12 protein-coding genes are annotated in these 11,606 nt (G+C 74.4%); 7 read left to right on the top strand and 5 right to left on the bottom strand.

The genetic code is table 11. The features are described from left to right. From ACYVPE_RS12775 to ACYVPE_RS12765, 3 genes are all read left to right on the top strand, one after another. Nucleotides 1–2,279 (top strand): S41 family peptidase (locus ACYVPE_RS12775; RefSeq protein WP_461033635.1); only part of this gene is annotated, 2,279 nt, incomplete at its 5' end. Nucleotides 2,280–2,387: 108 nt separating this feature from the next. Further along, on the top strand, nt 2,388–2,594 hold the full coding sequence (locus tag ACYVPE_RS12770; protein WP_461033634.1) for a hypothetical protein: 207 nt from the start codon (nt 2,388–2,390) through the stop codon (nt 2,592–2,594). A 153-nt stretch (nt 2,595–2,747) separates the two neighbouring features. Then, nucleotides 2,748–3,275: a pyridoxamine 5'-phosphate oxidase family protein gene (locus ACYVPE_RS12765; RefSeq protein ID WP_461033633.1), complete on the top strand. Its 528-nt coding sequence runs from the start codon at nt 2,748–2,750 to the stop codon at nt 3,273–3,275. Here the strand turns inward: ACYVPE_RS12765 and ACYVPE_RS12760 are convergent. The 3 genes from ACYVPE_RS12760 to ACYVPE_RS12750 are packed head-to-tail and all read right to left on the bottom strand — an operon-like array spanning nt 3,272 to nt 6,517. Beyond that, nucleotides 3,272–4,189, bottom strand: coding sequence for an SDR family oxidoreductase (locus ACYVPE_RS12760; protein WP_461033632.1), 918 nt, complete (start codon nt 4,187–4,189; stop codon nt 3,272–3,274). The two genes, ACYVPE_RS12765 and ACYVPE_RS12760, sit on opposite strands and share 4 nt — an antisense overlap. After that, entirely contained in the window at nt 4,186–5,052 is an 867-nt protein-coding gene (locus ACYVPE_RS12755; protein WP_461033631.1) for an alpha/beta fold hydrolase, read from the bottom strand. The genes ACYVPE_RS12760 and ACYVPE_RS12755 overlap by 4 nt, the downstream gene beginning before the upstream one ends. Then, nucleotides 5,045–6,517 (bottom strand): flavin-containing monooxygenase, encoded by a 1,473-nt coding sequence (locus ACYVPE_RS12750; RefSeq protein ID WP_461033653.1) that lies wholly within the window; start codon nt 6,515–6,517, stop codon nt 5,045–5,047. The genes ACYVPE_RS12755 and ACYVPE_RS12750 overlap by 8 nt, the downstream gene beginning before the upstream one ends. A gap of 193 nt (nt 6,518–6,710) precedes the next feature. Between ACYVPE_RS12750 and ACYVPE_RS12745 the strand changes: the two genes are divergently transcribed. Beyond that, complete coding sequence (locus tag ACYVPE_RS12745) at nt 6,711–7,502, top strand: MerR family transcriptional regulator (RefSeq protein ID WP_461033630.1); 792 nt, start codon at nt 6,711–6,713, stop codon at nt 7,500–7,502. Between the two features lie 22 nt (nt 7,503–7,524). Here the strand turns inward: ACYVPE_RS12745 and ACYVPE_RS12740 are convergent, their stop codons facing one another. Next, nucleotides 7,525–8,118: a TetR/AcrR family transcriptional regulator gene (locus tag ACYVPE_RS12740; RefSeq protein WP_461033629.1), complete on the bottom strand. Its 594-nt coding sequence runs from the start codon at nt 8,116–8,118 to the stop codon at nt 7,525–7,527. Between the two features lie 159 nt (nt 8,119–8,277). Here ACYVPE_RS12740 and ACYVPE_RS12735 point away from each other — a divergent pair, with 159 nt between their 5' ends. Then, the gene (locus ACYVPE_RS12735) at nt 8,278–9,264 is read left to right on the top strand and encodes an ABC transporter permease (protein WP_461033652.1); all 987 of its coding nucleotides are present in this window, start codon (nt 8,278–8,280) and stop codon (nt 9,262–9,264) included. 531 nt (nt 9,265–9,795) lie between these two features. Here the strand turns inward: ACYVPE_RS12735 and ACYVPE_RS12730 are convergent. Next, nucleotides 9,796–10,290, bottom strand: a complete 495-nt coding sequence (locus ACYVPE_RS12730) for a GNAT family N-acetyltransferase (protein WP_461033628.1) — start codon at nt 10,288–10,290, stop codon at nt 9,796–9,798. A 48-nt stretch (nt 10,291–10,338) separates the two neighbouring features. On the opposite strand from ACYVPE_RS12730, the gene ACYVPE_RS12725 reads away from it, so the two are divergent. Next, nucleotides 10,339–10,755: a GNAT family N-acetyltransferase gene (locus ACYVPE_RS12725; RefSeq protein WP_461033627.1), complete on the top strand. Its 417-nt coding sequence runs from the start codon at nt 10,339–10,341 to the stop codon at nt 10,753–10,755. 29 nt (nt 10,756–10,784) lie between these two features. After that, nucleotides 10,785–11,594: an exodeoxyribonuclease III gene (locus ACYVPE_RS12720; protein ID WP_461033626.1), complete on the top strand. Its 810-nt coding sequence runs from the start codon at nt 10,785–10,787 to the stop codon at nt 11,592–11,594. Nucleotides 11,595–11,606: the final 12 nt, after the last annotated feature.

Genomic DNA, 11,606 nt, shown 5'->3' with positions numbered 1-11,606 from the left:
CGCAGGCGCGCGTGGGATGGCCCACGCCCGACGCAGTCGAACCCACCCCACCGGCAGAACCGGCCGACGCCGGCGGCGAAGCCGCCAGCACCACGCCCGGCGCAGCCGGGCACGGCGAGCCGCCGGAACCGACCGGCACCGGCCACGCGCCGCAGGCGCGCGCGGAGGCGGCAACGCCCGGCGCAGCCGAGCCCGCGCCGCAGGCGCGTGGTGAGCGGCTCACGTCCAGCGCAACCCGGGCCGGCGGCGAGGCGGTAGGCCGCAAGGCCTTGGACGTCATCAGATCCGTCAACGGTCCCGTCAGGGACCTCTCCTTCTCGCCCGACTCCCGCTGGCTCGCGTGGGCGCAGCCCGGGATCGGGCGGTCGTTGACGCAGATCAAGATCGCCCGGCTCGACGTGCCGGACGAGCTGACGATCATCGACGTCACCGACGGGCGGTTCGAGGACGAGGAGCCGGTGTTCACCAGTGACGGGCGGTTCCTCGCGTTCCTCTCCTGGCGCGGCTTCGACCCGGTGTACGACGTGCACACCGGCGACCTGTCGTTCCCGCTCGGCTGCCGGCCGTATCTCGTGCCGCTGTCGTCCGCGACGCGTTCGCCGTTCGCCATCACGCCCGAGGGGCGGCCGGCGGCCGGTGGGCTCGATCCGGACGACGCCGGCGGTGACGACGGCGCCGTGGAGGTGGAGGCGGAGGGGCTCGGGAGCCGGGTGACGCCGTTCCCGGTGGCGGCGTCCAAGTACAGCTCGCTGTACCCGGTGGCCGGCGGCGGCCTGGTGTGGTTGCGCTGGCCGATCTCCGGCGCGCTCGGGGAGACGTTCGTCAATCCGGACGACACCTCGGGCAAACCGACCCTGGAACACTTCGATCCGGCCAAGAACAAGCGCACCGAACTCACCGACGACGTCGACTGGTTCGCGCCGAGCGGCGACGGGACCAGGCTCGTGGTCTGCGAGGACGAGGACCTGCGGGCCGTGCCGGCGACCGAGAGCGGTGACAGCGACTCCACCGTCCACGTCGACCTGCGGCGGATCGTGCACACCGCCGAGCCGGCGGCCGAGTGGCGGCAGGCGTTCGACGAGGCCGGCCGGATCGTGCGGGACTACTTCTGGGAGCCGGGGATGGGCGGCGTCGACTGGCCGGCGGTGCTCGACCAGTACCGGCCGCTGGTCGAACGGGTCGCCAGCCCCGACGAGTTCGCGGACCTGCTCTGGGAGACGCTGGGCGAGCTCGGCACCTCGCACGCCTATGTCACGCCGGCGCGACGCAACGAGGGGCCGGCGCACTACCAGCGCGCGCAGGGTCTGCTGGGGGTCAACTTCGCCCGTGGCAAGGACGGTTCGTGGCAGGTGGCGCGGATCCTGCCGGGTGACTCGTCGGACTCCAAGGCGCGTTCGCCGTTGGCCGGCAGCGGGGTGCCGGAGGGCGCGACGCTGACGCACGTCGGCGGTCGGCCGGTGGATCCGGTGGCCGGTCCCTGGCCGTTGCTCGCCGGGACCGGCGGCACGAGCGTGGAGTTGGCGTTCACCGAGGAGGGCGGCCGGCAGCGCAGGATCGCGGTGATGCCGCTGGTCGACGACCGGCCGCTGCGCTACCAGGACTGGGTGGCCAGGCGCCGCGAGCTGGTGCGCGAGCTGAGCGGCGGCCGCTGCGGCTATGTGCACATCCCGGACATGGGCGGCTCGGGTTGGGCGCAGTTCAACCGGGACCTGCGGATGGAGTTCTCCCGGCAGGCGCTGATCGTGGACGTGCGGGGCAACGCGGGCGGCAACATCAGCGAGTTGGTGATCGAGAAGCTGAGCCGCACCATCCTGGGCTGGGACCTGACCAGGAACGCGCAGCCCGTCTCGTACACCTCGAACGCGCCGCGCGGCCCGGTGGTGGCGGTGGCGGACGAGGCGACCTCGTCGGACGGCGACATGATCACGGCCGCGTTCCGGCTGCTCGAGCTGGGTCCCGTGGTGGGCGGCCGGACGTGGGGCGGGGTGGTCGGCATCACCGGGGAGCACCAGCTGGCCGACGACACGGACATCACGGTGCCGATGAACGCGGCGTGGTTCGAACACTACGGGTGGGGGGTGGAGAACCGGGGCGTCGACCCGGACTTCGAGGCGGTGCGGTCGCCGATCGACTGGGCGGAGGGGCGTTCCGTGGTGCTGGACGCGGCGGTGCGGGTGGCGCTCGACCTGCTGGCCAAGCGGCCGGCCGCCTCGCCGCCCGGCTACCGGGACATCCCCGACCGCCGCCGGCCGCCGCTGCCGCCCCGCACCGCCACCTGAGGGCGCGATCCGAAAGTGGAGAATGCCCCGAGATGCACGGTTCGCCCGTTCGTGTCAGGCTGGTAGAAGGCGACCGGTTTCCTTCGACGAGGGTGAGGAGTGCAGCGCATGGGCATCGCAGACCAGCTCCGGGAGAAGGCACACATGCTCCAGGAGCGTGCCAAGCAGGCCATGAGCGGCAAGGACGCCTCCCAGGGCACCGGAGAGAAGAAGGGGCAGGGAGGCACGGGCCAGCAGGGGGACATGTCGCAGCGCGGGAAGGACATGGGCAAGAGCTCCATGGACGAGGACCGTGACCGCGGCATGAACGACTGAGCCCGAGCACACGCGTACGACCACGTGGGGCGCGCCCGGCAGCGGGCGCGCCCCACGTGTGTCTCGGCGAGTGGTCGAGCGCGGACCGATGAGTTCCCGGCCCGTCCGTGGTCGGCACTCCCGATCGACCACGGAACAGCCGAGGAGCCGAGGATGCCAAGCCCCGAGCCGACAAGTACCGAGCCGACCAGCACCGAGATCGACGCCCGCTACAGCGCCCCGGGCAGCGCCCCCACGCCCTGGGCCGAGGCGCTGCGCAGGCTGGCGGAGGCCGAGGTGTACTGGCTCTCCACGGTCCGCCCCGACGGGCAGCCGCACGTGACGCCGCTGTTGAGCGTCTGGCTGGACGGGGCGCTGCACTTCACCAGCGGCGCGGGCGAGCGCAAGGTGCGGAACCTCGCGGCCAACCCGCGGTGCGTGCTGACCACCGGCGACAGCGCGCTCGACCGGGGCCTCGACCTGGTGGTCGAGGGCAGCGCGCGGCAGGTGGGCGACGAGGCCGAGCTGCGGCGGATCGCGGACGCGTTCGTGGCCAAGTACGGCGAGGAGTGGCGGTACGAGGTCCACGAGGGCGCGTTCCACAACCGGCTGGCCCAGCGTGCGCTGGTCTACCGGGTGCCGCCCTCGGTGGCGTTCGGCTTCCGCAAGGGCGAGTACGCGCAGACCCGTTGGCGGTTCTAGGGCGCGTCCGCGCCGGCGTCGTCCCGTGGCCGGCTGGCCGCCCGGCCACTCGGGCCGACGAGGGTGTGGCGGGCGGCGCTCACCACCCGGCGCAGCCGGCGGCGGGCCGGCGGGCTGGCGAGCACCGCGGGGATCAGCGGGCGCAGCGGCTGGACGGCGCGCACCCAGCGCTGCCCGTAGACGTGGGCGGCGCGCCGGCCGATGCCGTCCGCGAGCCGTTCGACGGCGGGTTGGAGCCGGTGGGTGCGGTTGGTGGGCCAGGGCAGCAGGGAGCGGCCGAGCCGCAGGCCCTGGTCCTCGTCGACGCCGCGCACCAGGTCGGTGTCGGTCCAGCTGAGGTAGGCCACGCCGACCGTGACGCCGTCGTCGGCGACCTCGGGGCGCAGGCAGTGGGCGAACGCCTCGACGGCGGACTTGGAGGCGCAGTAGGCGGTCATCAGCGGGGCGGGGGTGAGGGCGGCGAGCGAGGCGATCTGGAGGAAGTAGCCGCGGCTGTCGCGGAGCGCGGGCAGGAAGGCGCGGCAGGTGACGGCGGAGCCGACGACGTTCACGTCGAGGACGCGGCGCCAGGCGTCGTCGTCGGAGTCGGCGAACCGGCCGCCGGCGGCCACGCCGGCGTTGGCGACGACGATGTCGACGCGGCCGAACCGCTCGACGACGCGTTCGGCGGCCTCGGCCATGGCGGCGGCGTCGGTGACGTCCGCGTGCCAGTGGCCGGCGGGCCCGGGCAGGTCGTCCGCCACCCGGCGCAGTTCGTCGGGTTCGAGGCCGATCAGGGCCACGGTGGCGCCGCGTTGGGAGAGCGTGCGCGCCAGCGCAGTGCCTATGCCGCGCGCCCCTCCCGTGATGACGGCCACCTTGCCGCGCACCCCGCGCCGGCCCGTGCTCCCGCTGGTGCTCGCCTTCGTGCTCATCGCAGCTGCTCCTTCGCCAGGGCGGTCAGTGGTTCCGCGACCCGGTCCGGGGCCTCGAAGGGCGCCATGTGTCCGACGCCCGGCAGTTCGAGGAGGCGGACGAGGCGCGGAAGTCGGTCGGCGGTGTGGTGGGCGTGCGCGAGCGGGGTGAGCCGGTCGGCGGTGCCGTGCACCACGGTGGTGGGCAGGTCGAGCCGCGGCAGCAGCGCGGACAGGTCGAGTTCGGCGAGCACCCGGCCCCACTCGGCGCGGGCCAGCCGGTGGCACCGGCAGACCATCCGGGCGATGACGCGGCGCTGTTCGGCGGTGGCGGCCCGGCTCATGGTGATGTGGCGGACCAGCCACCGGCTGAGCGGGGTGACGGGGCCGTAGGGCAGCCGGGTGGCGAGCAGCAGCCGTTGGGCGCGGGTGCGGGCGGGTCCCGCGGGCAGCGGGAAGACGGTGGACTCGCTGGTGAGCGCGCGGGTGCCGGTGGAGCAGAGCAGGGCGCCGGCGGACAGCTCGCGGAGTTCGGCCCGGTCGGCCGCGGCCACCACCGTCATGGCGCCCATCGAGTGGCCGGCGACCACCGCGCGCCCGCCGGCCGGCACGGTGGCGGCCAGCACCGCGCACAGGTCGTCGGCCAGCGCCTCGGGCGAGCAGGCGCCCGGGGTGGCGGGGGTGCGGCCGTGGCCGCGCTGGTCGTAGACCACCACCCGGTGGTCGGGCAGCAGCCGCTCGCGCAACGGCCGCCAGAAGGTGGTGTCGCAGGCCCAGCCGTGCACGAGGACGACGGTGGGCCGGTCGTCGGTGCCGTGGATCTCGGTGTGCAGCCGGGCGCCTCCGGTGGAGACGACGGTCCGGCGTTCGACGTGCTCAGCCATGGGACACCGCCTCCCGGCGCAGCACCTCGTACTCGGCGAGATCCACCTGCTGGGTGGCCCGGCGGAACTCGGTGGTGGTTCCGGGCCAGACGGTGGTGTTCCGGCCCTGGCCGTCCAGGTACCAGCTGCGGCAACCGCCGGTGTTCCAGACGGAGTTCCGCAGCCGGGCGGCCATCAGCCCGCCCCAGGCGCGCACCGCCTCGGGGCGTGGGGTCAGCACGGCCCGGCCGCCGGGTGGCGCGAGGGCGGCGAGTCGGGTCACGAAGTCGGCCAGGTAGGCGAGTTGGGCCTCGATGACGAGGATCATCGAGCTGTTCCCGAGGCCGGTGTTGGGGCCGATGATGGTGAGCAGGTTGGGGAAGCCGGCGGCGGTGGTGCCGCGCAGTCCCGCCATCCCGTTGCGCCACTCGTGGGCCAGCGTCGTGCCCAGGGCGCCCGTGACGCGCCGCGCGATCGGCTGGTCGGTGACCAGGAAGCCGGTGCCGAGGACGATCACGTCGGCCGTGGCGCGCCGGCCGTCGGCGGCCACCAGGACGTCGCCGCGCACCTCGCGCAGCCCGGAGTCGACGAGGCGCACATGGGGCCTGGTCAGCGCCGGGTACCAGTCGTTGGAGAGCAGGACGCGCTTGCAGCCGAGGCGGTAGTCGGGAGTGAGCCTGCGGCGCAGCCCGGGGTCGCGGACGGCGCGGCGCAGGTGCAGCGCGGCGAGGCGTTCCACGGCCCACATCCGGTCGGGGTACCTGGCGAAGGCGCCGACCTGGAGTTCCCTGACGCCCCAGGCCAGGCGGCGGCGGAGCCCGCCGGTGAACGGCAGCCGCTCGTGCAGCGCGCGCTCGGCGGCGCTGATCGCCCGGTCGGCCTTGGGGAGTATCCAGGGCGGGGTGCGTTGGAAGACGGTCAACTCGGTGACCTCGCGCTGGATCTCGGGCACGAACTGGATGGCCGAGGCGCCGGTGCCGACGACGGCGACCCGCCGGCCGCGCAGCGGCTGTCGGTGGTCCCAGCGCGCGGAGTGGAAGACGGCCCCGGGGAACGTGTCGAGCCCCGGCACGTCGGGCAGGCGCGGCTCGGAGAGCGGCCCGGTGGCGGCGACCAGCACCTCGGCGGTGAGCGGCCCGGCGGCGGTCTCGACGGCCCAGTGCAGTGCGTCGCCGTCCCAACGGGCCGCCGTCACCTCGGAGTTCAGCCTGAGGTGCGGGCGGAGCCCGTGGTTGTCCGCCAGGTGCTCCAGGTAGCGGCGGATCTCCGGCTGCGCCGAGAAGCTGCGCGGCCAGTACGGGTTGGGCGCGAACGAGAACGAGTAGAGGTGCGAGGGGATGTCGCAGGCGCATCCTGGATAGGTGTTGTCGCGCCAGGAACCGCCGACCGCGCCGGCCCGTTCGAGGATCACGAAGTCGGTGACGCCGATCCGGCGCAGCCGCACGGCGGCTCCCAGGCCGCCGAAGCCCGCGCCGACGATCGCCACCCGCACGTGGGGAACGGGCCGTCCGGGTCGCTGACCAGGTGGAACAGGGTGATCGGGCACGTGCCGCTCAGCTCCTCCCGTTGGGGGGTGACCGTGCGCGCCAGCGATGGGCCAGTGATCACTGGCGTGTTGGGGAGTGTAGGGCAGCTTCTTACTCGCCGGTAGGGTGCCGGCACTACCTAGACTGCCAACCGTGCATGCACCGGAGGCGGCCGAGACGCCGCGCCAGTACCGCGCCGTCGAGTTGGCGGAGGCGGCCGGAATCCCCGAGCGCACCCTCCGCTACTACCGCGAGCGCAAGCTGCTGCCGCCGCCGCGCCGGGCGGGCCGGGTCGCCTGGTACGACGACGGCCACCTGACCAGACTCCGCACCATCGCGGCGCTGCTGGCCAGGGGCCACACGCTGGGCGGCATCGGCGAGCTGATCGCGGCGTTCACCGCGGGCCAGGACGCCGGCAGGACCGCCGAACTCCTCGGCCTCACCGAGCAGTTGCCCTCGACCACGGCCGAGCCCCCGCCGTGGGCCGAGGAACGGCCCGTCCGGCTGACCAGGGCCGAGCTGGCCTCGTACCTGCCGGAGGGCGACTCCCCCGAGAACCTGGCCGGCCTGGCCGGCACCGGCTACGCCTCGGTCACCGGGGACGAGGTCGTGCACCTGAGCCAGGAGCTGCTCGAGGCCGCCTCGGAGCTGGCCAAGGAGGGCGTCCCGCTGTCGGCGCTGTTCGCCGCCGGGCGCGAGATCCACGCCCACGCCGCCGCGCTGTCCGACGTCTTCGTCGAGGTGCTCCGCGCCCACGTGCTGCCCGAGGTGCTTGGCGACCGGTCGGACGACGCGCCACGCCGGCTCTCCGCCGAGGAGTCGGCACGGGTGACCGACGTGCTCGACCGGCTGCGCCCGCCGACCAAGCGGGCCGTCGCGGCGGCGATCTCCCTGGCCCTCGACCGCCGCCTCAGCGCGGAGCTCGAACCGCCGGCCGCGGACTGAACTCCCAGGTCCCGGCTACCGGCTACCGGTCGTCGTCGACCGACATCAGGCCGCGCAGGCCGTTGGCCAGCACCTCCATCTCGACGTTGCCGAAGAGCACGCGCTGGAGCATGAAGCCCTGCACGCTGGCGAGCAGCGTGCGGGCCACGTCCTGGGCCGGGACGTCGTCGCGCATCCACCCGTTGCGCTGGTAGGTCTCCACGAGCCGCTCCCAGATCTCGACCAGCCGGCCGTACCCCTCCCGCATGACGGCGGCCAGCTCCGGGTTGCGCAGCGTCTCCACCCACACGTGGGGCAGCAGCCCCGGCACGAACGGCAGGCCGGTCCACACCCGCTCCATGGCCCGGACGATCTCGGCCGGCAGATCGGGCGGCTCGGCGACCGGCACCGACTCGAACGTCTCCCGCACCACGCCGAGCACCCGGTGGGCAAGCGCCGCGACCAAGGCGTCCTTGCTGGGGAAGTATCGATAGACGGCGCCGGCCGACAGACCCGTCTCCCGCAGCACCTCCTGCATCGACGCGCCATGGAAGCCCTCACGGGCGAAGACGCGCGCGGCGCCCTCCAGGATCTGCTGCCGGCGCGCCTCCAGATGCTCCTGGGAAACCCGTGCCATGAGGCCAGAGCGTAAAACGAACGTTCCTTCTTGACAAGCTCGTGCGAAGCGGCGCACCGTGGTTCACGTAAAACGAACGATCCTTCTTTTTGGCTTCCCGTCTCCCCTTCCCCCTTCCCCTTCCTCCCTTCCCCTTCCGCTCCCCCATCACCCGGAGGTCTGGCCGTGACCCGACGTCGCCGTGGCCTGCTGACCGTCGTCCTCGTCCTTCCGGCGCTGGCCGCCTTCATGCTGTGGGCCTTCGCCTGGCCCGTCGCCAGCGGCGGCCCCCACGACCTGCCGGTCGGCGTGGCCGGCCAGCCGCCCGCCACCGAGCAGCTGGCCGCCCGACTCGACGCGCACGACGGCGCGTTCGACGTCCACCGCTACCCGGACGAGGCCCAGGCCCGGGAGGCCATAACCGAGCGCGAGATCTACGGCGCGTTCGTCGCCGACGGCGACACCCCCCGGCTGCTCACCGCCAGCGCGGCGAGCCCGACCGTGTCCCAGCTGCTCCAGCAACTGGCCACGGAACAGGCCCCGGAGGGGGCCACGGTCACCGTCGTCGACGTGGTGCCGACGCCGCCGGACGACCCACGCGGCGGGGCGTTCACGGCGAGCCTGCTGCCGATGGCCGTCGCCGGCATCGTCACCGGCGCGCTGATCACCGCGACCAGGCTGCGCGGCCGCTGGGCGCTGCTCGCCCTGGCCGCCGCCGCGCCGCTGACCGGTGCCGTCGCGGCCTGGCTCGGCGACAGCTGGCTCGGCGTCCTGGCCGGCGACTGGTGGCCGGTCGCCGGCACGCTCACCCTGTTCGTGCTCGCCGGCGGCGCCACGGTCGCCGGCGCGGCGGCACTACTCGGCCCACGCGGCATCGCGCTCGGCGGCGTGCTGCTGATGCTGCTCGGCAACCCGTGGTCGGGCGCGAGCTCGGCCCCCGAGATGCTGCCCGAACCGGCCGGCGTCCTCGGCCAACTCCTCCCCACGGGCGCGGGCGCGACGCTGCTGCGGTCCGTCTCCTTCTTCGACGGCCACGGGGCGGCGTTCCCGCTGGCCGTGCTGCTGGCGTGGACGGCCGCCGGGGTGGCGGCCATCCTGTTCTCCCCTCGCCGGGGCGGCCCACCGGCCACGGCGGCGCCGCGCGAGCCGGCGACGGCCGCGGCCTGACCGCGGACCGGGGGGGTTCTCCCCCACCCACCCGCCCTCACTTCCGCGCTTCGCGCGGGGGTAGGCGCGCTGCGGCGCGGGGTTTTCCCCACCCACCCGCCCCTTTCCGGCGCTCCGCGCGGGGGTGCGCTCCGCGGGGGTGCGCTCCGCGCGGGCCGCCTTACGCCGGCCCCGGCGGCGTAGCCGCCGCGGGCCCGAGGCTTCCGGGCTACGCCCGGTGCCCGTTCAGCTCCGCTGTCGCTCCGCGCCGGTTCGGCGGCGAAGCCGCCGGGCCCGGCCGTAGGCCGGCCCTGCGCGAAGCGCGCCCCGCGCGGAGCGCCGGAAAGGGCGGGTGGTGGGCGGGGCACAGCCCACGGCGGCTACGCCGCCGGGCGCCGCCGCGAGCCCGCACCCCGCGCGGAGCGCGAGAAAGGGCGGGTGGGTGGGGGGAAACCCCCTACGGCGGCTGCGCCGCCGCGACGCGGCCCCCGCGCGGAGCGCACCTCCCGCGCGGAGCGCGGAAGTGAGGGCGGGTGGGTGGGGGGAAACCCCCTACAGCGGCTTCGTGAAACAGCGGCTCGCCTCAGAGCCCCGGTACAGACCGAACTTCTCCGCGTCCGGCACCGGCTCGTAACCCGAACTCCGGTACAGCGCGATCGCCTCCGGCTGCTCCGTGCCGGTCTCCAGAACCATCCGCACGCGACCGGCCGCCCGCGCGTCGTCCTCCAGGCGGGCCAGGATGATCCGGGACAGGCCCCGCCCCCTGGCCTCGCGGATCACGAACATCCGCTTGATCTCGGCGTCGCCGTCCGCGTAGCCCTCGCCGCCCTTGTCCTGCGCGCGCCAGGCGCCGGTGGCGATCGGGCGTCCCGCGTCGTCGTAGGCGATCAGGTACACACCGCGCGGCGGCGCGAACATCGTGACGTCGAGGGGGGTGATGTCGCCCTCGTCGCCGTAGCGCTCCGCGTACTCCGCCTGCACCTCGTCGTTGAGCTTCACCGCGTCGGGGTGATCGAAGCGCACGGTCCTGAGATCCATGCTGGTCATCGTACGAAATCGGTCGAGCGCCCGGCCGCGCCCACCTACCATCGCCTGATGCTCCTCGACTACACCTGGCGCGGCGAGCTGGCCCACGAAGAGGTGGAGGCCCTGCATGCCGACGGCTTCGGTCACGAGCCCGTGCCCTCCGCCGTGGACGACTGGCCCGCCAGGCTCGCCAGGCACAGTCTCGGCTGGGTGTGCGCCCGCCGCGTGGACGACGACGGCCGGCTGGTCGGGTTCGTCAACGTCGCGTGGGACGGCGGAGCCCACGCCATCGTCCTGGACACCGTCGTCGCCACCGACCACCGCCGGCTCGGGATCGCCGCCCGGCTGCTCGCCGTCGCCGAGGCGGAGGCGAGGGCGGCCGGCTGCGAGTGGCTGCACGTGGACTTCGAGGAGGAGCTGCGCCCCTTCTACCTCGACGCCTGCGGCTTCCGCCCGACCCCCGCGGGTCTCGTTCAGCTGCGCTAGTCCCTGTCCGGGTTTGTTACGGTCGGCTGGTGCAGCAGCTGACCGTGACGACCGTGAACGTGAACGGCCTGCGGGCCGCGGCCAAGAAGGGGTATCTGCCCTGGCTCGCCGGCACCGCCGCCGATGTCGTGTGCCTCCAGGAGGTGCGCGCCGAGGAGGCCCAGCTGTCGGCCGAGGTGGCCAGGCCCGAGGGGTGGCACGTCAGTTACGCGCCGGCCGAGGCCAAGGGCCGGGCCGGCGTCGCGTTGTTGACCCGCCGCGAGCCGGACGCCGTCCGGATCGGCTTCGACGCCCCGGAGTTCAAGGCGTCGGGCCGCTACCTGGAGGCCGACCTGCCAGGGCTCACCGTGGCCAGCCTCTACCTCCCCTCGGGGGAGGTCGGCACCGAGCGGCAGGACGAGAAGGAGCGCTTCATGGCGGCGTTCCTCCCCTACCTGGTCGGGCTGCGGCAGCGCGCCGCGGCCGAGGGCCGTGAGGTGCTGGTCTGCGGCGACTGGAACATCGCGCACCGCGAGGCCGACCTCCGCAACTGGCGTGCCAACCGCGGCAGCTCCGGCTTCCTGCCGGAGGAACGCGCCTGGCTCAGCCGGGTGTTCGACCCCGCGGACGGCGGTTACGCGGACGTGGTCAGGGCGTTGCACCCGGAGCAGGAGAACGGGCCCTACTCCTGGTGGTCCTACCGCGGCCGCGCCTTCGACAACGACACGGGCTGGCGCATCGACTACCAGGTCGCGACCCCGGGGCTGGCCGCCCGCGCCGTCAAGGCGCACGTCGAGCGGGCCGCCACCCACCCCGAGCGCTGGAGCGACCACGCGCCGGTGACCGTCGTCTACGCGTAGCGGCGCTGTGCG

The organism is Streptomyces mayteni, assembly GCF_054783955.1.
The sequence above is the reverse complement of the archived record's forward strand: the minus strand, read 5'-3'. Positions and strand labels throughout refer to the sequence as shown.